This window comes from Desulfonatronum sp. SC1 (assembly GCF_003046795.1).
GTDB lineage: Bacteria > Desulfobacterota > Desulfovibrionia > Desulfovibrionales > Desulfonatronaceae > Desulfonatronum.
This window is the reverse complement of the sequence record NZ_PZKN01000006.1, coordinates 81820-100078: the sequence shown is the minus strand read 5'-3', so window position 1 is coordinate 100078 and position 18259 is coordinate 81820. Positions and strand designations below refer to the sequence as shown.

19 protein-coding genes are annotated in these 18259 nt (G+C 62.4%); 13 read left to right on the top strand and 6 right to left on the bottom strand.

The window, feature by feature from the left end; translation table 11 throughout:
- Nucleotides 1–8 precede the first annotated feature (8 nt).
- The 3 genes from C6366_RS05015 to C6366_RS05005 are packed head-to-tail and all read left to right on the top strand — an operon-like array spanning nucleotide 9 to nucleotide 3672.
- A complete protein-coding gene (locus tag C6366_RS05015) occupies nucleotides 9–827 on the top strand; it encodes a cyclopropane-fatty-acyl-phospholipid synthase family protein (RefSeq protein WP_107736250.1) in 819 nt (272 codons plus the stop codon).
- Nucleotides 827–2080, top strand: coding sequence for a YcjF family protein (locus tag C6366_RS05010; protein WP_199221430.1), 1254 nt, complete (start codon nucleotides 827–829; stop codon nucleotides 2078–2080). Before C6366_RS05015 ends, C6366_RS05010 begins: the two co-directional genes overlap by 1 nt.
- Complete coding sequence (locus C6366_RS05005) at nucleotides 2077–3672, top strand: GTPase family protein (protein ID WP_107736249.1); 1596 nt, start codon at nucleotides 2077–2079, stop codon at nucleotides 3670–3672. The genes C6366_RS05010 and C6366_RS05005 overlap by 4 nt, the downstream gene beginning before the upstream one ends.
- Here C6366_RS05005 and crcB read toward each other — a convergent pair.
- Nucleotides 3648–4022 carry a fluoride efflux transporter CrcB gene (gene crcB, locus C6366_RS05000; protein WP_107736248.1) on the bottom strand — a complete coding sequence of 125 codons (375 nt, stop codon included), beginning with the start codon at nucleotides 4020–4022 and terminating at the stop codon, nucleotides 3648–3650. The genes C6366_RS05005 and crcB overlap by 25 nt on opposite strands.
- A 60-nt stretch (nucleotides 4023–4082) precedes the next feature.
- Nucleotides 4083–4811, bottom strand: a complete 729-nt coding sequence (locus C6366_RS04995; RefSeq protein ID WP_107736247.1) for a Smr/MutS family protein — start codon at nucleotides 4809–4811, stop codon at nucleotides 4083–4085.
- A gap of 178 nt (nucleotides 4812–4989) precedes the next feature.
- Here C6366_RS04995 and rsmD point away from each other — a divergent pair, with 178 nt between their 5' ends.
- The 10 genes from rsmD to C6366_RS04950 all read left to right on the top strand — a co-directional run bounded on the left by rsmD (nucleotide 4990) and on the right by C6366_RS04950 (nucleotide 15275).
- Nucleotides 4990–5574 carry a 16S rRNA (guanine(966)-N(2))-methyltransferase RsmD gene (gene rsmD, locus C6366_RS04990; RefSeq protein ID WP_107736246.1) on the top strand — a complete coding sequence of 195 codons (585 nt, stop codon included), beginning with the start codon at nucleotides 4990–4992 and terminating at the stop codon, nucleotides 5572–5574.
- Between the two features lie 20 nt (nucleotides 5575–5594).
- Entirely contained in the window at nucleotides 5595–6104 is a 510-nt protein-coding gene (gene coaD / locus C6366_RS04985) for a pantetheine-phosphate adenylyltransferase (RefSeq protein ID WP_107736245.1), read from the top strand.
- Nucleotides 6105–6117: 13 nt separating this feature from the next.
- Complete coding sequence (miaA, locus tag C6366_RS04980; RefSeq protein WP_233248396.1) at nucleotides 6118–7164, top strand: tRNA (adenosine(37)-N6)-dimethylallyltransferase MiaA; 1047 nt, start codon at nucleotides 6118–6120, stop codon at nucleotides 7162–7164.
- Nucleotides 7165–7181: 17 nt separating this feature from the next.
- Complete coding sequence (locus C6366_RS04975) at nucleotides 7182–8081, top strand: hypothetical protein (RefSeq protein WP_146164774.1); 900 nt, start codon at nucleotides 7182–7184, stop codon at nucleotides 8079–8081.
- Between the two features lie 107 nt (nucleotides 8082–8188).
- Nucleotides 8189–8302 carry an RCKP-type rubredoxin-like domain-containing protein gene (locus C6366_RS20640; protein WP_158269651.1) on the top strand — a complete coding sequence of 38 codons (114 nt, stop codon included), beginning with the start codon at nucleotides 8189–8191 and terminating at the stop codon, nucleotides 8300–8302.
- 4 nt (nucleotides 8303–8306) lie between these two features.
- Nucleotides 8307–9968, top strand: coding sequence for an ASKHA domain-containing protein (locus tag C6366_RS04970; protein ID WP_158269650.1), 1662 nt, complete (start codon nucleotides 8307–8309; stop codon nucleotides 9966–9968).
- Nucleotides 9961–11436 (top strand): small ribosomal subunit Rsm22 family protein, encoded by a 1476-nt coding sequence (locus C6366_RS04965; protein WP_107736241.1) that lies wholly within the window; start codon nucleotides 9961–9963, stop codon nucleotides 11434–11436. Before C6366_RS04970 ends, C6366_RS04965 begins: the two co-directional genes overlap by 8 nt.
- Before the next feature lie 41 nt (nucleotides 11437–11477).
- Complete coding sequence (locus tag C6366_RS04960; protein WP_107736240.1) at nucleotides 11478–11921, top strand: response regulator; 444 nt, start codon at nucleotides 11478–11480, stop codon at nucleotides 11919–11921.
- Between the two features lie 21 nt (nucleotides 11922–11942).
- Complete coding sequence (gene recQ, locus C6366_RS04955) at nucleotides 11943–14831, top strand: DNA helicase RecQ (RefSeq protein WP_107736239.1); 2889 nt, start codon at nucleotides 11943–11945, stop codon at nucleotides 14829–14831.
- A 210-nt stretch (nucleotides 14832–15041) separates the two neighbouring features.
- Complete coding sequence (locus C6366_RS04950; RefSeq protein ID WP_199221429.1) at nucleotides 15042–15275, top strand: hypothetical protein; 234 nt, start codon at nucleotides 15042–15044, stop codon at nucleotides 15273–15275.
- A 22-nt stretch (nucleotides 15276–15297) separates the two neighbouring features.
- Here the strand turns inward: C6366_RS04950 and C6366_RS04945 are convergent, their stop codons facing one another.
- From C6366_RS04945 to C6366_RS19980, 4 genes are all read right to left on the bottom strand, one after another.
- Nucleotides 15298–16371, bottom strand: coding sequence for a TOBE domain-containing protein (locus C6366_RS04945; RefSeq protein WP_107736238.1), 1074 nt, complete (start codon nucleotides 16369–16371; stop codon nucleotides 15298–15300).
- A gap of 216 nt (nucleotides 16372–16587) precedes the next feature.
- Complete coding sequence (locus tag C6366_RS04940; RefSeq protein ID WP_107736237.1) at nucleotides 16588–17775, bottom strand: hypothetical protein; 1188 nt, start codon at nucleotides 17773–17775, stop codon at nucleotides 16588–16590.
- Nucleotides 17776–17798: 23 nt separating this feature from the next.
- Nucleotides 17799–17987 carry a type II toxin-antitoxin system HipA family toxin gene (locus tag C6366_RS04935; protein WP_146164773.1) on the bottom strand — a complete coding sequence of 63 codons (189 nt, stop codon included), beginning with the start codon at nucleotides 17985–17987 and terminating at the stop codon, nucleotides 17799–17801.
- Nucleotides 17988–18056: 69 nt separating this feature from the next.
- Complete coding sequence (locus C6366_RS19980) at nucleotides 18057–18218, bottom strand: hypothetical protein (RefSeq protein WP_199221428.1); 162 nt, start codon at nucleotides 18216–18218, stop codon at nucleotides 18057–18059.
- Nucleotides 18219–18259: the final 41 nt, after the last annotated feature.

Here is an 18259-nt window from a genome sequence, read left to right as displayed (position 1 = left end):
AAGCACTCATGACCAATCCGCTGATCAAGACTGAATTCCCTCTGTCCGCGAAGTACGACCCGGACTGGATGCTGGACAACCAGATGGGGCCCAACGCCGTCTGGCTGATGGAATGGCTGGCCGAGGGCTTGGCGTTGCGGCCGGGACTGCGCGTGCTCGATTTGGGGTGCGGGCGGGCCATGACCAGCATCTTCATGGCCCGGGAGTTCGGCGTGCAGGTCTGGGCCGCGGATTTATGGATCTCGCCGGATTTCAACCGCGTCCGGGCCGACGCGGCCGGTGTAGGTGCCCTGGTGTATCCCTTGCGGGCCGAGGCCCACGCCCTGCCCTTTCCCGAGTCCTTCTTCGACGTGATCGTGTCCGTGGACGCCTACCAGTATTTCGGCACGGATGTGCTCTACCTGGGCTACCTGACCCGCTTCCTGAAGCCCGGAGGCCAAATCGGCATGGTCGTTCCCGGCCTGACCCAAGGCTTCTCCGAAGTTCCGGAGCACCTGGCCCAACCGCAATCCAACGGCAAGGTCTTCTGGGAGGACGAGTGCTGGAGTTTCAAGACCTCGGACTGGTGGCGCGAGCACTGGAGCCTCAACCGGGGCGTGACCGACCTGCTCGTGGATACGCTCCCGGACGGGTGGCTGCACTGGCATGATTTCGAGCGGGCCGTGGAGGCTTCCGGCAAGGCCCTTTTTCCATCGGATGCCGAAGCCCTGGCCGTTGACCGGGGCGCATACATCGGCTTTGTGCGGGCCGTGGCCCGGCGCACCGACTGGATGGCCGAGAACCTGTACAGCCCGGACGTGGGCGTGCGCTGCGGCGTGGACGGCTGATGAAAGAGCTGAACAAGCTTTCGATGCTCTCCAACCTGCTGACCGGCCTACGCCGAACGATCCAAGGGGCCGCCGCTGAAAAGAACCCCGCAAGCGCCCCGAACGACGCCGTGCTGGACGAGGCCCTGCGCCGGGCCAGGGCGGCCCAGCCTCCGCCGGTGGTCTGGCTGCTGGGCAAGACCCAATCCGGGAAGACATCCATCATCCGCTCCCTGACCGGCAGCCCGCACGCCGAGATCGGCAACGGTTTTCAGAGCTGCACCAAGACCGCCCGGTTCTACGACCACCCGACCGATGCGCCGGTGGTCCGCTTCCTGGACACCCAGGGGCTGGGGGAGGTGGACTACGACCCAGCCGAGGATCTGGCGTTTTGCGAATCCCAGGCCCAGTTGGTCATTGTCGTGATCAAGGCTTCGGACGGGCTGCAAGGCGCGGTGTTCGACGTCTTGCGGGCCGTGCGCCGCCGTCGACCGGACTGGCCGGTGATCGTGGCCCAGACCTGCCTGCACGAAGTCTATTCCCCGGGCTTCGAGCACGTCCTGCCCTATCCATTCGATAAACCCGGCTGGGAGACGCGCGTTCCCCCGGATCTGGCCAGAGCCCTGCTCTTCCAGCGCGACCATCTCGGCTCTCTGGCCGGAAGCGGGCCGACCATCTGGGTTCCGGTGGACCTGACCCTGCCCGGGGACGACATCCGTCCCGCGGATTACGGTCTGGACGCACTTTGGGCCGCGATCCAGCGGGCTTCAGACAGCCTGAAAGAACGGCTTCAAGATGAGTCTGGCCAGTCCTCCCCCTTTTCACGCGCCGCCCATCAGCAGATCGTCGGCTACGCCATGGCCTCGGCGGCCCTGGGGGCCGTGCCCCTGGTGGATCTGGCGGCCCTGCCCGCCTTGCAGGTGAAAATGCTGCACAAGCTTGGCGAGTTGGCCGGGGTGCGCTGGGACAAGCGGCGCGTGGCCGAATTCTCGGCCCTGCTCGGCCCGGGCATCGCCGCCGGATACGGGCTGCGCATGGCCGGGCGCAGCGTGATCAAGCTGATTCCGGTTCTTGGTCAGACCGGAGGGGCCGCCTATGGCGCGGCCACCGGCGCGGCCCTGACCTTCGCCCTGGGCAAGGCTGCCCGGCTTTACCTGGACCACGCGGCCCAGGGGCGGCCCGTACGGGCCGAGGATGTCCGGCGAGTCTTTGACGAGGCATTGAGCCGGGGCCGGGATCTGATCAAGACCTTTGGGCAAAAGGGCGGATCATGATCAGCAGGGCCGCCCTGCTGCGCGGCTTCGGTCTGTTGCGGCTCCTGGCCGTCCTCCTGGCGGCCCTGCCCCTGCTGACCCTGCCGGTCCTCGGCCTGGCCTGGATCTGGCTGTCCGACCATCGATCCATCTGGCTGGCCGCGCTGGGGATCTGCGCCGTTTCCGGCTACGGACTGCACCTGCTGGCGGCCTGGATCGAACGTTCCCGATCCAAGACGGATCAAGCCGAACAACCAGAAGAACCCGAACCCCACACCACCAAACCAGACCCCCACTGGTCCCGCCAAGACGAGGCCTGCTGGGCCAAGGTGGAGGAGCTGGCCAGGCGGACTTCGCCCAAGGACTGGGCATCAGCGGACGTGCAGCGCATCGCCCTGCTGGGCCGGGACGCCCTGGAGGTGGTGGCCCGCCATTATCATCCCGAAGCGGACAAGCCGCTCCTGGAGCTGACCATCCCTCACGCCCTGCTGATCATCGAACGGGCCTCCCGGGATCTGCGCCAGGAAATCACCCGGACCATCCCCTTCAGCCACAAGCTGACCATGGGCCTGCTGGCCCGGATCAATCGCTGGCGGGAAACCGCCCAGCAGTACGAAACCCTCTACCGCCTGGGCCGGGCCGTGCTGTCGCCCTATTCGGCCCTGTTTCATGAAGTGCGGCGCAACCTGGGAAACAGCATCGCCGGATACGGCCTGGACAACGTCAAGGCCTGGCTGCTGCGCGAATACGTACGCAAGGTCGGGTACTACGCCATTGAACTCTACAGCGGGAAACTGCTGCTGATCGACGAAGACCCGACGGCCCGTCCCACCGCGGCCACCAGAAGCGACGCGGCCGACCTCGACGACACCGGGAAACAAGGCGAACCCTCCACCGCCGAACCCCTGCGCATCCTGGTCCTGGGCCGGGCCAACGCGGGCAAATCCAGCCTGATCAACGCCCTGTTCGGCAGGCTGCGCATCGTCACCGACGCACTCCCCGGGACCACCCAAGCCCTGAAAGCCTACCGCCTGGAACGGGAGGGACAAGATGTGGCCCTGATCCTGGACGCTCCCGGATGCGACACCGATCTTCTGCCCCCCAAGGCCCTGCGCCGGGCCGTGCTGGACGCGGACCTGATCCTTTGGGTCACAGCGGCAAACCGGGCCGACCGCCAAACCGAGCGTGAGCAACTGGACCGAATCAGGTCCTGGTACGCCGAACGTCCATCCCGCCGCTTCCCGCCCCTGGTGGTCGCGCTCACGCACATCGACCAGCTCCGGCCGATCAAGGAATGGCAACCGCCCTACGATCTGAACGCCGCTCCAACCCCCAAGGCCGTGGCCATCGCCGCGGCGGTACAAGCCGTGGCCCGGGATCTGAACGTGCCCGAGGACCGGACCATCCCGGTCTGCCTGGCCCAGGGGCGTCTCTACAACGTGGAGGACACCCTGGCCGCTGTGATTCTGGAACTTCAGGAACAAAGCGAAAAGGCGCGGTTTCTGCGCTGCCTGGAGGCGCAAAAAGGCGAGGAATTCTGGAGCACCCTCAAACAGCAGATGAAGACGGCGGGAAGAATGCTCGCGGGCTACGGTAATCGGCCCAGTAGATAGCCGCAATAGAGGGCCGCGAGGCTGATCAGATTTTGGACGATCAGGTTCAGGATCGGTTTCAGGCGTTTTCCTTCCTGAAACAGCAGGTGGGTTTCGAAGATGTACGTGGAAAAGGTGGTGAACGATCCCAGAAAACCGACCAGGATGAACACTCGGGCTTGCGGCGAGATGGCCCCGACCTCGTGGGTCAGTGCCCAGACCAGCCCGAAGAGGAAGCTCCCCAGGACGTTCACCGTGGTGGTACCCCAGGGATACTCGCGGCCCAGGAGCCCATACGCGGCTGAGGAGAGCCAATACCGCGCCATGGCGCCCAATGCACCGGCCAGGCCGAGAAAAAAAATCTCCTGCATTCGGATAATGGGATGGTTCAGATCAACATTAGCTTCGAGTGAGTTAATCGCCAGCTTTGCTCAGGAAGCTGAAGCCGGTAGGTCCCACCGAACCTTGCCGCCAGTTTTTTTGCGCTTGCGCAGCAAGACGTAAAGCGCCCCGGTTCCGCCGTGTTGGGGCAGGGCCGTGCAGAAGGCCAGGACGACCCGGCGCAGCGGGTCGCGGGTCAGCCAGAGGGGCAATTCCTCGCGGATCAACGCCAGCCCTCCGGGCGAGTTCTTGCCGCGTCCGGGAATCAGCAACACGCAGCGTCGACCCAGGTAATACTGGCCGCGCAGGAAGTCGAGGGCGGCGTCCCTGGCCTGCAGCGCGTTCAACCCGTGCATGTCCAAGTGGGCTTCCACGCTGAACTGCCCCGCCTTGAGCTTGCCCAGCACCTTTTTGTCCAGGTCCTGGATATACCCGTGCATGTATTCCTCGGAATACGAAAGCTCGAACTCCACCGTTCCTTGCACCAAATTGCGCAGATAATCCGTCACCCAAAGGTCGTCGTTCTCAGCCTGGTCTTGCTTGCGGTCGGTGCCCACGGCTCGCAAAAGTCCAGATTCACCTGGCACTTCCCGCCCCTTGGTCCCGCCGGAGATGGGCGTGACTTCGGACATGGCACGGACGAACAGATCCGCGTCGTCATTGGGCGGGGCCTCCGGTTCTTCTTTTGGTCGAGGCTTGGGAACGATGCGCTTTATGCGCTCCTTCTTGGGGAACTTCTTCTTCAGCGCGGAGAGGTCTTCGAGGGAGGTGAACTTCATGGTCAAAAAGCATGGTCGGGGTATTCAGGGGATGACCGCCCTGAAGCCTCCGAGCGAGTCGGCTTGATTCGGTCTCTTGGAGTGGGTAGGAAGGCATGTCGTTCATGCAACGCCGATAAACAGGCTGTACCAGAGACAGTATCCTGACGAATATGCAAAGGCAAGACGGAGGCGAAGCGTGGTCAGAATCATCGCCGGACACTGGAAAGGCCGCCGGATCAAGACGACAGAGGGCGAAGGCTATCGTCCGGCCATGGGCAAGGTCCGCGAGGCCTTGTTTTCCATGCTTGCCTCGCGTGGCGTGCACTGGGGCTCGGCCCGAGTGCTGGACGTGTTCGCCGGTAGCGGAAGCCTGGGCTGGGAGGCGTTGAGCCGAGGAGCCCTTGAAGTATGTTTTCTGGAAAGCGATCCCAAGGCTCTGCGTCTGCTGCGGGACCAAGCCCCGGCCTTCGAGCGTCCCGGACAACGCGTCCGGATTCTGGCCGGAGACGCCTTGCGCACCTTGACTGGACCTCCCAGGCAGAGGGGATACGAGGTCTTATTTTTTGATCCACCATATGGCCGCGACCTCCTGGCCCCGGCCCTGACCCTGGCGAGCAAACACGGCTGGATCGCCCCGGACGCCCTGATCTGCGCGGAGGTTGAAGAAGCCTGGCCCCCCGCCGCCCTGACCCTTCCCGAACTTGAACTGGAAACGGACCGCACGTACGGTCAAACCCGCATCTGCATCTGGACGACGCAACCGCCTTCATCCGCCTCCTGAACCGTGAACTGGAACCCAAAATGGACAAAAATTTCTGTAAAAAACGCATCGCTGTCTACCCCGGCACCTTTGACCCCCTGACTAACGGCCATGTCAGCCTGATTCGGCGCGGGTTGGAGGTCTTTGACCAGATCATCGTGGCCGTGGCCTGGGACACGCCCAAGACCCCGCTGTTCTCCTTGGAAGAGCGCCTGGAAATGATCAGGGAAGTCTTCGCGCCAGAGCCGCGAGTCATCGCCGAAGGGTTCGAGGGGTTGCTGGTGGATTATGTCCGAGATCGCGGCGGCAGCGTAATTCTGCGCGGGTTGCGGGCGACTTCGGACTTTGAATACGAATTCCAGATGGCCTTGATGAATCGCCGCCTGAACCGCGGCTTGCAGACCATGTTTTTGATGACAGACTATAAATGGTTGTACATCAGCTCCACGATCATCAAGGAAGCGGCCAAGCTGCACGGAGACGTCCAGGGTCTGGTGCCGGAACCCGTGCTGCACCGCCTGTATCAAAAGTATGGGACGAGCAAGGACTGAACGGGAACACCCCTTGGCCCAAGCCCCACAGCCAAAAGCCCAGGTTTCAGGCAGTCAATCTCCAGACGGCCAGACTACTCCCATAGTCTGCCTGGTGGGGGCCACCGGGACCGGCAAGACGTCCGCGGTCCTGACATTGGCCCGGCGTTTTCCAGTGACCGTGATCAATGCGGATTCGCGCCAAGTCTACCGGGACGTGCCGATCATCACCGCCCAACCGGACGCTGTGGAGCAAGCCCAATGCCCGCATCTGCTCTACGGGTTCCTGGCCATGGATGAAACCATATCCGCAGGCAGGTTCATGGACACGGCCCGGAAAGCGGTGGCGTCCTGCCGGGAGGATGACCAGGAGAATGGTCGGGCGAACGGCCGCATGCCCGTTCTGGTAGGAGGCACGGGGTTGTATCTGCGCGCCCTGGCCGGTGGATTGGCGGATATTCCGGACGTGCCCGCCCAGGTGCGCGAAGCGGTGCTCCAGGAGTGCGCGGCCCGCGGCTCCGAAGCCCTGCACACCCGGTTGAACGACGTGGACCCGGACTACGCGATCCGGATTCACCCTCGGGACCGGCAGCGAATCTGCCGGGCTCTGGAAGTCTTCCAGGCCTCCGGGCGTCCCTTGTCCTGGTGGCATCTCCATGGTCGCTCCGCCCAGGGCCTGAAGCTGTTCATCATCGGCCTGCGCCTGCCCCGGCCGGAACTGCATGACCGCCTGGCCCGCCGCATTGACGTGATGCTGGAGCTGAGGGCGATCCAGGAAATCCAGAGAGCCTGGGAAGGTTGTCCGAACCCTGAAGCCCCGGGCTTTTCCGGCATCGGCTGCCGCGAACTGCTGGCCCACCTGCGCGGAGAGATCAGCCTTGAAAAAGCCAAGGACCTGTGGCTGTTCCGGACCAGGGCTTACGCCAAGCGCCAGGAAACCTGGTTCAACAGCATCCCCGAGGTCCACTGGGTCTCGGCCGGGGACCAGACCGCGGTCGTCCGCCTCGTGGAAGCCATTGCCGCGGGTCCGCAAGTTGGGTCCGGACTTCGGGCTGATCCGAACATATATCGATCCACATGAAGAGAGGAGACGAAGTCTTGCGAAGCAGCATCCCAACAACATGGTTCATATCCACACTGATGGCCGTTCTAATTTCCAGCCTGCCCACGTTCTTACTGGCCGGGCAAGACGTGCGCATTTTCGTGGAAGCCGATGAAGCCGGGGTTTCGGAGCCCCGCCCTTCCGCCCTGCGCCAGGCCCTGGCTCAAGGGGTGGCTCAGGAGGCGGAAGTTCTGTTACGGGGAGAACTGAGCGACGGACGAAGGGCCGCGTTGGAGCGGATTTTGGAGTCACGGGCCGAGGAATACGTCCTGGGTTGGGAAGAAAACGAATACCTGCCCACGGAATGGGGCGCGGTCCTGCACCTGAATGTCCGAGTCAATCGGGAGGCGTTGCGTGATTTCCTGCGGGCTTTGGGCACATATTACACACGGGACTACCAGATCGGCTACCGACTCGATCCCCAGGGCCTGGCGCCGGAGCAACTGGAAGTGGTCCGAACCTTGGAGCAGCTCTCCGGCATGCGCGACGACGGCTCGGACTCCCTGATTCTGCGTCTGGCGCTAATGAGTGAAGGCGGGTGGCAAGGCGTACTGGATTATGAGGGCATGGTCTGGACCACGGCGGGACGCGACCTGCCGGGAATCTGGGCCGCCCTGTGGGGCAATTACTTCCGATTGGACCGGGTTCGCGGAGGCTTCGAGGACGCGGTGACCCTGGTCACCCTGGGATGGCGTTCCGCCGGGGATATCCAGGCCTTTGACCGGCATCTTAGGGGCCTGGACGTCTCCATGGACACCATTGACCTGCTGGGCGTCTCGGTCCAGTCAGGCCGGTATCAGGCCAATTGGCGGATCGTGACCATGGATCGCAGTTCCCTGGAAAGCCATGTGCGCCAGTACTTCCAGGAGCTGCCGGTCACGTTCGAACTGGAGTAGGGGCGGGCCTACGTGCCCGCCCTGGGCAGCCAGAGCGACCACATCGGTTCGCCCTGGCTTTTTTTCTACTGCTCCCCACAACAACCCCGACAGCAAGGAGAACCACCATGGCGGAATTCATTTGTTCCAAGTGCGGTGAAAAGAAGGAAGGCCGATGCAAGCCCCAAAAGTGTCCCAAATGCAACGAGAAAGGGACCATGGCCAAGCAGGAGCAGAAGTAGTCCGGTGGCGAGCGAATCCGGCGCGTCCGAAGTGCTTGTCGTCGAGGACGCTCTCCGGCGCACCCGACTGGTCCGGACCACTCCGGAACAGACCCTGGCCCAAGCTCTGTTTCTGGAAGGCCTTTGGCCCACGAAGCCGTTTTGCAGCGGTCTGGGGCGGTGCGGCCATTGCCTGGTGTATGTGGTCGGCGATTCCGAGCCGTCGACGGACGAGCGGGCGACCTTGTCCCCGGAGGTCCTGGAGCAGGGCGGGCGACTGGCTTGCCGCCGCCACGCCGTAGGCGGACTGAAGGTCCGCCTACCGTTCGCGTTTCCCGGAATTGCCGCCGAATCCGCCGGTGCTTTCGAATCGAACGGAATCGCCTTGGCTCGATCCGTCAGCGGGTCATTGGCCCTGGCCGTGGACCTGGGGACCACCAGTTTGCATTGGCAACTCCTGGACGACAAAGGCGTCCTGGTCCAGGGGCGGGAACTCAATCCGCAGTTGGCCGCGGGCAGCGAGGTGATGTCCCGGCTGGGATTCGCCCTGGCCGCTCCGGACAACGCCCGGATGCTCCGAGATGTGGTGTCGCGACGACTGCGAGAACTGACCATGGCCCTGCCCGCTCCGGTGGACCGGATCTGCGTGGCCGGAAACACGGTGATGACCGCCCTGTTGCTGGAATGGCCACTACGGGGGCTGGCCGTGGCCCCATATCAACGCCCCCATCCAGGGGGATTCTGGACCAGGCTGCCTTTTCAGGAAACTCCCCAGGAAGCATATGTAGACGACGGACGAACCTACATCCCGCCGCAACCAGCCCCGTTCATCGGCGGCGACCTCAGCGCCGGACTGACGGCCCTGCATTTCACCGCCGCTTCTCCCCCGGCCTACCCTTTCCTTCTGGCGGACCTGGGAACCAACGGCGAATTCATTCTGGCCCTCGGGCCTGAGCGGTACCTGGCGGCCAGCGTGCCCATGGGGCCGGCTTTGGAGGGCATCGGCATGTCCTGTGGATCCGCGGCCCTGCCCGGGGTCTGGGTGGACGTGGCCGTGACGCCGTTTGGGCTGCAGCCTCGGCCCCTTGAAGACTCGGGCACAGGGAACACGGAACACGTGAACGTCCCCCTCCCGAAGCCCAATAGGCAACGGATTTCCGGGACCGGCTACCTGGCCCTGCTGGCCGGGTTGTTACGCCTGGGACTCCTGGACCGCACCGGGGGATTCGCGCCCGGGGACAGTCCGCTGGCTCGACAGGTGGGGTTGGGCTTGGCGGACCGGGACGGTGAACGGCGCTTTTTGCTCGGCCCGGACGTGTATCTGACCGGACGCGACGTGGAGGAAATGCTCAAGGTCAAAGCGGCCTTCAACCTTGCCTTTTCGCGGCTGCTGGCCGAGGGAGGCATTCAACCGGAGGCGTTGCGGGCCGTGTATCTGGCCGGGGCCCTGGGGGAGCATGCGGATCTTTCCGCCTTGGAGGAACTGGGTTTCGTCCCGCCCGGCTACCGACGTCGAATCCACCCCGTGGGCAACAGCTCTCTGACCGGGGCCGCCCTGCTGATAAACAGCCCCGAGGCCAGGGACTGGATCGAGAGAATAGCGCCGATGATCACGACCCTGAACATCGGCCAGGAACCGGACTTCTTTTCACACTACACGCAAAGGTTGGTCTTTCGCCATGTCTGACACCCCATCGCGCCCCGCCGGCACCCCCGGCTTCTCTGGCGCGCCGTTTCCCGATCTTTCCGTCGCTGCCCAGCGGGCCCTGACTGACTACGCCGACCTGCTGCGGGAGGTCATGCCGATGAAGGCCGCCCATCGGCGCAGACTGCCGGACAACATTCAGGAGCTGTCCTCGTTTCTCATCGAGGACCGCGCGGAATTTCTCGGGCGGGACTACCTGCACGCTCCAGCCGCCCTGGGGGCGTATCTGTGGTATTTCCTGCCCTGGAACCTGTTGCGCCTGACCCGGCTATTGGGCGGGTTGGACCTGGATTTGCCCGAAGGCGCGACCATCGTGGATCTGGGCTCCGGACCGCTGACCGTGGTCCAGGCCCTGGCCCTGGCCAGACCGGACCTGCTGACCAGAGAGCTGCATTTTCACTGTCTGGACGCCACGCCCAAGCCGATGCGCGAAGGCCGGAAGCTTTACCACGGCCTGGTGAACAGCCTGAAAAGCACTCTCGGCCAGGGCCAGAGCCGGTGGAAAATTCATCTCATTCACGCCCCGTGGCACGTGGGCCTCAAGGACCTGCCCCGGGCCGACCTGCTCACCGCGGCCAATTTCCTGAACGAACTGCCCTGGCATCGACGGGACCCTCTCGGTGAACAAGTCGCGGATTTTTTCCGGACCGTGGCCGCCCATCAGCGCCACGGCGGCCGGTGCCTGTTCGTGGAACCCGGAAACCGCCTCGGCGGGAAGCTGGTCAGCCTGGTCCGAGAAAGCGCCGTGGCCGAGGGTTGGCACGTGCTCGGCCCCTGCACCCATCACCAGGCCTGTCCGATGCTCGAATACCGGGAGACATCCTGGTGCCATTTCACCCTGTCCGCCCGCGGCTGTCCGCCCTGGCTGACGGAATTGTCTCGGGAAGCCGACTTGGCCAAGCGGGATGTGAGTCTGAGCTACGCGTATTTGGTCGGACCCGATTTGGCCGATCCCGGACGGAAAGAGTTGAACGTCGCCCCGAACCTCGAAGCCCCGTATCGCGAAGCCCCTGCCCCCAATCCCCCGGACGCCGGGAAGGGATTGGCCAGAATCATCAGCGCGGAGTTTTCCGTTCCGACCCGGGAACGCGGGCAAATGATCGGGCGCTACGGCTGCGCGGCCCAGGGCAAGCTGTTGATCCTCTCGGCACCTGGCGCACCGGGCACGCGCTCCGGTGATCTCGTCCCCGTCCGTCTTTCTGAACCGTCCTGGCGCGACCCCAAAAGCCATGCAGTGGTGGCCGAGTTGCCTTCGACCGCTGGTAAGGCAAAGTCTGGAACAGACAAGCCAAAACCGAAGCAAGGAACCATGCCCAAGGCGGACGTTTCCGACAAACCGAAGCTAGCCTCCTCCGGAGAATCGACGGGTATTGATCAAAAAAAAGACTCGCGGCAGCGATCCTCCGGGCCTTCGGCGAAAGTCTCAAAGAAACGCCGCACCAACTCGTAACCGAATTAGTCCGCGCCACCATCTAAAAATAAGGACAGTCTATGCGTACGCTGATTGTAGAGGACAGCCGAAGCATGCAGGAACACCTTCGGGAGATCGTGGCACCCTACGGCCGAGTCGTTCAGGTGCTCGACGGAAGACAGGCCGTCAACGCATTTATTCGGTCCCTGGAGGACAAAAAACTCTTCGATTTGATCCTGATGGACATCGAAATGCCGATTCTGGACGGTCATAAAGCCCTGAGCATGATCCGTCGCCTGGAAGAACAGCGCCTGGGCGGCATCCGTACCAAGGCCGTGATGGTTTCGAGCCTTGCGGACTATGATAACATCCTCAAGGCCCAGTTCGAGGAACGGGCCGACGCCTATCTGACCAAACCCTTTGAGCCGGAAATGCTTTTGGAAATCCTGCGTAATCACGGCCTGATCGACAAGGGGCCTTTTCCGGAGGAAGACTCAGAATCCTCTTCGGACACGTCCCACTGATCCGCGAAGCCCCCCGTCCCCATGCATCCGACTCCCATCTTCACCATCGGCTACGGCTCCCGGACCATCGATGAATTGCTGGACCTGCTCCGAAAGTATGACATTGTCTATCTCCTGGATGTTCGCTCCAGACCGTACTCCAAGCGGCGTCCGGAATACGCCAAGGCGGCCCTGGAACAACGTCTGAAAACGGACGGCCCCCGGTACGTGTTCATGGGGCACGACCTGGGCGGCTTGCCGGATGACTCCGAACAAAGCGTCCCGGAGCCGGGCATGTACGCCCCGGTCCAGTCCTCGACCTTTCGCCGGGGACTGGACCGGCTGCACAAGGCCTTCGCCGAGCAGGCCCGCGCGGCCCTGCTCTGTTGCGAGGCCAGGCCGGAGCACTGTCACCGGGCCCTGTTGATCGGGACGAGTCTGGCGGCGGAAGGCGTACCCGTGGTCCATATCGACGAACACGGCGCGTTGATCTCCCAGGAAGCGGTGCTGGCCCGGCGGGATGCTTCGGGGTTGAGCGAGCAGCCCGGCCATGAGGACGCGATGGACGGAGGAAGCGTGACGGGCGTGACGGACGTAACGGGCGAGGCCGATCCGGCGGAGCGCTTCGCCCCGCCGGAAGACGAGGCCCCGCCGCCCACGGACGCGGACATGCCGGGAAACCAGGATCAAGACCTGGAGGAAGCAGCATGGCCCGAATCCGTTTCGCCGCCCCTCCCGATCCTGGATCTGGGCCGCTTCGCTACCGCCGATCCCGCGACCATCCTCAAGCAGGTCTTTGGCTACGACGCCTTTCGGCCGTTGCAGGCCGAGGTCATTGCCGACGTGCTGGCCCGGCGGGACACGTTGGCGATCATGCCCACGGGCAGCGGCAAATCCCTGTGCTACCAGCTTCCGGCCCTGATGTTTCCGGGCTTGACCGTGGTGGTCTCCCCGCTCATCGCCCTGATGGAGGACCAGGTGATGCAGGCCCGGGAACTGGGCCTGCCCGCCGTATTTCTGAACAGCACCCTGCCGGGACACGAATATCAAGCCGTGCTGACGGATGTCCGGGCCGGGCGGGTCAAACTGCTCTACGCGGCCCCGGAAACCCTGCTCCTGCCCGGAATTCTGGAACTCCTGAAAAACGTGGCCGTGGACTGCCTGACCATTGACGAGGCCCACTGCATTTCCGAGTGGGGACATGATTTCCGTCCGGAGTACCGCCGGTTGCTGGAAGCGCGCCGCCTGCTGCCCGCCGCGGTCTGCCTGGCGGTCACGGCCACGGCCACCGAGCTGGTCCGCCGGGACATCAAGGCCGCCCTGGACATTGGCGACGCCCAGACGCACCTGGCCAGCTTCAACCGGGACAATCTCTTTCTGGAGATCGTGCCCAAAACCCGGGCCGCGGACCAACTCATGAGCTTTGTCCAGCCCCGCGCGGACCAGGCCGGGATCATCTACTGCGCCACCCGCAAACAGGTGGACGTGCTGTCCGAAATGCTGCGCTCCAGGGGCCACGATGCCCTGCCCTATCACGCCGGCCTGGACGCCCCCACCCGGATGCGTCATCAGCGCCGGTTCATCCGCGACGACGTCCGAATCATGGTGGCCACCATCGCCTTTGGCATGGGCATCAACAAGTCCGACATCCGCTACGTGGTCCACTACGACCTGCCTAAAAACCTGGAGAGCTACTACCAGCAGGTGGGCCGAGCCGGACGGGACGGACTGCGGGCGGACTGTCTGCTGCTGTTCACCTACGGCGACGTGCAGACCTCGGCCTCCTTTATCAAGAAAATGGACCCGGCCCAGCAAAAACCGGCCCGGATGCAGTTGGAAGCCATGCTCGGCTACGCCGAATCCACCGTCTGCCGCCGGATTCCCCTGCTGAACTACTTCAATGAATCCTATCCGGACCAAAACTGCGGGATGTGCGACAACTGCCTCACGCCGCGCCGGGAGCCCGAGGACGTGACCGTGGCCGCCCAAAAGTTCCTGTCCTGCGTCAAGCGCACCGGGGAAATATTCGGGATGACCCATATCATCGACGTGCTGCGAGGCTCCCGCTCGGAAAAAGTGCTCAGCCGGGGCCACGACGCCCTGTCCACCTACAACATCGGCCTGGAGTACTCCAAGAAGCAGTGGCAGCATCTGGCCCGCCAGCTCATCCAGCAGGGCCTGCTGATCCAGGACATGGAACACGGCGGCCTGCGCCTTGGCCCGGAGGCCTACGAGGTCTTCCGGGGCCGCAAGGTCCTGGGCGTGCTTCCAGACCCGGACCACGCCGCCGCGCCGTCCTCCGGCCCGACGGACCGGGACCATGATCCGGATCTGTTCGCGCTGCTGCGCGCCAAGCGCAAGGCCCTGGCCGAGGCGACCAATGTCCCGCCCTACGTGATTTTCTCGGATCGCACTCTGGTGGAAATGGCCGCGCTGTTTCCCCAGTCCCCCGGCGCCCTGGCCGTGGTCCACGGAGTCGGCGAGGCCAAACTGGCCCGCTATGCCGAGGAATTCCTGCCCATTATCCGTGAATATTGCGCAGAGCGGGGCATCGCCGAGCAGTTCCCCTCGAACCAGCTCCCCGCCCCCCGCAAGCAAACCGAAGGCTTGGGTGCTCGAACCCTGGAAGTCCTCGCGCTGCACGAGCAGGGCCGGACCATCGCCCAACTCTGCGAGACCTTCTCGGTCAAACCGGGCACGATCATCAACCACCTCTGGCAAGCCCTCCAGGCCGGCCGCCCCGTGCGCGGCGACACCCTGGCGGACCAGATCCCCCTGCCTCCGGACACCCTGGACCAGGCTCTCAACGCCTTTGCCGAACACGGCCCCGAGCGGCTTCGCCCGATATTCGACGCCCTGGGAGGAGCCGTGAGTTACGACGATCTGCACCTGATCCGGTTGCATGTGGTGGTGAACGGACAATATAAATGACGCTGCACCGACAACCTCGGCCGCTCGGCATCGCTGTTTGAATCCCGCGCACCCTGCCCGTTGACACGGCGATCTTCCGGGTGTAGCGGCGAATTGACACGTAATAAATATTTTTCATGTCTATCACCGGGTCGAGCAATGCCGAAAGCCTCCTGAAGAAAGTCTGGGGGCATATCTGAATCCGCGTCCTCAAGCCAGGAGGTTTCCCTCATGCTCTTCCCCGTCTCCGGAATCGAAGTGGCCCCGTGGATACCTTTTGTCGCCGGTTTTGCCGTGGCCTTCGTCTGCCCAATGGGCGGCGTATCCGGAGCGAACCTGTTGCTGCCCTTTCAGATGAGCGTGCTGGGCTTCGTCACCCCGGCGGTCAGCACCAACCACCTGCAACATCGTGACCATTCCCAACGGGGTCTACCGCTTCATCCGGAAGGGCCGTCAGCGCCATAATCCCGGACCCGATTCATGCTGTTCAGCATGCTTCATGATTGAGGATAACACTATACGCCCCGAAGAGCACCCAAGCCTGGTCTCCTGGATGCAGGCCCAGGCGGCGGCAGCTGGCGGTGGTCGCCACGGAGCAGATTTCCGTGCCGTCCGCGAGGCGTAACAGCACTTCCGTATTGACCTTGCCGGTGCTGATTTCAACCACCGTGGCCGGCAGGCGGTTCTCCGCGCTGCTTTGGTCCGCCCCCTCGGGACCGGCGAGAAGCACCCAAGGCGCCTTGATTTCCGCGGTCACGAACATCCCGACCTTCAGCCGCATTCGACGTAGACTGGCGTTGGTGATCACCGAAACGACGTTCAGCCCGCCCAGAGTCAACAGCGTCACCTCGGACTGAATGTCTCCGGTGACGATTTCCGTGATCTTGCCGAAAAAAATATTCCGGGCGCTGGTACGTCGGCGGCTCTCCCGGTCCACGTACTGCCTGGCGGCATGGTGGACGTCCTCCTCGGAAACATCCAGATGCGCGGCGGTGAGGTTGGGCGTGGAATGGCCGAGCAGCCTCTGGACAACATGAAGAGGCAGATTACCGCGCAGTAGTTCCACGGAGCGCGAACGACGCAGCGTACTGGGATTGCCGAACTCACGGGGCAATCCGCAGGCCTCGGCCTGCTCGTAGAACTTGCGTCGGACATGGGCCGGATCAATCCGGAAAAGGGCCTCATCCGGAGCGTGCGAACCCTTTTTTAAGGCCGTGCGCAGCTCTTCAGCCAAGTCGTCGGGGATTTCCACGGTTCTGGCCTTTTCCATGTCTTCACCGGCCAGAGTGACGACCCGCCTCTCCAGATCAATGTCCCCCGCCTTGAGGTCCAATATTTCGTTCAGCTTGGCACCTGTATGGCGGATCAAAAGAAAGATTAAAAGGATGCGCTGCCTGGACCATCGAACATCCCGCCTTGGGGAGTCCGTTGCCCAGGCGCGAAACGTCCGCTCCAGTTCCGCCAGTTGGACGGAGTCGAGAACCTTGGCCGAGGGTGGAACGGAAAACGAAGCGCCCGGCGAACGCCGGGTCGCGGAGTCTTTATCGGGGATGGTGTGCATTTTGAGCGTACAGGGACCAGTTAGTGAATTTTCTTCCCAGGAAAAATCATCCGGAAAGCAGGGATGAGGAATAATTCTAGGATTTTCTCTCCCACATCTTTTTTTAGAAATGGTGATCGCGCTGGCGAACGCCGTGGTTAAGGCACGTTTGACGCGATGTGTATACTTGCGGCAGAACGGGTACGCATTAGGTCAAGCACTACCTGCAACTACTTGTTACACTTCAGCTGGTAATAAGTACATTGTGAGGTCAATGCAATCGAGTCCTTTACGCCTTCTTAGGGAATACTTATCGCCATTTCGATCAATGACCACATGCCAGTAATACCTGTCTTCTTTTTCAGTAGTCCATGTTCCGTCCAGCCATTTTATGAAATCGTTGAAAGGAATGACAAGCACTCGTTTGCTGCTCCCGCACCCGAATACTACAAAAGAATTCACGCCTTCGCTGAGATAATCTCTCTGATGCGGGTGAAATGCATACCAGTAGTTTGGATTTTTCTCAGGATCATGCTCTTTTGAGACCGCACAGTTGACCCGAATAGACTTGTCTACCGAATGGTAGCTTGCTCGGGACCTTTTGATGAGGCTCTCCCCCAGATATTTTTCCAAACGAGCGGCACAAGCTTCGTGAAAGGCCACTGGCTTGAACTTCGGCTCTTTAGATTGCTCGGCATCTATTTCCTGCTCTGCGTCTTCCGCAGGGGAAGCTTCTTGCTTTATGTCCTCTGCAGCAGAGAATAGAATGTTCGCAATCTCATCGAGCCTCGTGAACTCGCGTGGAATGAGGATGCTGTGAATCCGATCGATTATGACGGGATCTTCCACTTCTTCTTTTGTGGCGACTAAGCGGTTGAGCGCATCAACACTGATGATGCGAATATCCCATGCGAAGCGTGATCCGCGAATTTGAGCTTCAAGGTCGCCGGTGTCCTGGCGGCCAACCACGAGAAGAATTGAAGAGGCATCGTCTTCGATCCTTCCAGCGTCTACGAGCTCTCGTTGGTACCCAGCTACAACATTGAGGTCAATTCGATAGGCGTCTGTGGTCTTAACCTCAACAACAATGGATTGACCATTGGGAAATATCCAGAGTCCATCAAAGCCGATCTCTTTAGCCTTTCCCCTGTACCTTCCAGGAATAACCTCAGCGCCAAGCCGAGACCCAATTTCGTTCACGACGTCTTGCAAAGCAAGCCCTGAATCCGTGAAGGTATCCGAAAGGCATTGATCGGCATAGGCAGCAAGGGCGCTCGACGGAACCATTGAAAGAAACGCCCTCAGTTCATCGGAGCAGGGACTACCGTCCCTCAGCTTTCCGGCACCCGAAAAGGCGATAAGCTGGTGTATTTGCTTGTCACGAAGTTGATCCGGCGAATTCTTCCATAGATCAAATAGCGCCATATGTTCTCCTCATTTGGCTTATTTTACGAGAGAGGGGTCAAGTCCGCTCTTGGCTCGCAAGTATACGGCGCCAACCGTGGGGCCCTGCCCTGGGCGTAGAGCAGGGACAGGGTCTTGGCGTGGCCGTCGGCGTTGCCCAGCAGCGTGTTGGCAAGGCACCACCTCGCCAGCAGCATGACATCCTTGGCCGGTGTCGCACTGCATTCGCGCAACAAACATACCTATTCTCCCCTGGCCTTGACGACCAGTTCCAATCCCAATCCCTCAAGAACTTGTAAGGCCTAGTCCAGTCGCACGGTGGGCTTGCCTCGTTCCAACTCCCGGACAAATCTTGGCCCAACCTCGCAATACCCGGCCAGATCAGCCTGGGTCAGTCCGTCCAACTTTCGCTTCTGAGCCGCGATCTGCCCGAGGTCCACGGCGCTGGTAATCCGGTGCGGCATGGCCTTTCCTCCTGGCCCAGGAATGGTGACGATGATCCTCC

Bases quoted from the DNA above. Each gene is read 5' to 3' on its own strand.
- C6366_RS05015 (WP_107736250.1), top strand. From the start codon at position 9: ATGACCAATCCGCTGATCAAGACTGAATTCCCTCTGTCCGCGAAGTAC.
- C6366_RS05010 (WP_199221430.1), top strand. From the start codon at position 827: ATGAAAGAGCTGAACAAGCTTTCGATGCTCTCCAACCTGCTGACCGGC.
- C6366_RS05005 (WP_107736249.1), top strand. From the start codon at position 2,077: ATGATCAGCAGGGCCGCCCTGCTGCGCGGCTTCGGTCTGTTGCGGCTC.
- crcB (WP_107736248.1), bottom strand. From the start codon at position 4,022: ATGCAGGAGATTTTTTTTCTCGGCCTGGCCGGTGCATTGGGCGCCATG.
- C6366_RS04995 (WP_107736247.1), bottom strand. From the start codon at position 4,811: ATGAAGTTCACCTCCCTCGAAGACCTCTCCGCGCTGAAGAAGAAGTTC.
- coaD (WP_107736245.1), top strand. From the start codon at position 5,595: ATGGACAAAAATTTCTGTAAAAAACGCATCGCTGTCTACCCCGGCACC.
- C6366_RS20640 (WP_158269651.1), top strand. From the start codon at position 8,189: ATGGCGGAATTCATTTGTTCCAAGTGCGGTGAAAAGAAGGAAGGCCGA.
- C6366_RS04965 (WP_107736241.1), top strand. From the start codon at position 9,961: ATGTCTGACACCCCATCGCGCCCCGCCGGCACCCCCGGCTTCTCTGGC.
- C6366_RS04960 (WP_107736240.1), top strand. From the start codon at position 11,478: ATGCGTACGCTGATTGTAGAGGACAGCCGAAGCATGCAGGAACACCTT.
- recQ (WP_107736239.1), top strand. From the start codon at position 11,943: ATGCATCCGACTCCCATCTTCACCATCGGCTACGGCTCCCGGACCATC.
- C6366_RS04950 (WP_199221429.1), top strand. From the start codon at position 15,042: ATGCTCTTCCCCGTCTCCGGAATCGAAGTGGCCCCGTGGATACCTTTT.
- C6366_RS04945 (WP_107736238.1), bottom strand. From the start codon at position 16,371: ATGCACACCATCCCCGATAAAGACTCCGCGACCCGGCGTTCGCCGGGC.
- C6366_RS04940 (WP_107736237.1), bottom strand. From the start codon at position 17,775: ATGGCGCTATTTGATCTATGGAAGAATTCGCCGGATCAACTTCGTGAC.
- C6366_RS19980 (WP_199221428.1), bottom strand. From the start codon at position 18,218: ATGCCGCACCGGATTACCAGCGCCGTGGACCTCGGGCAGATCGCGGCT.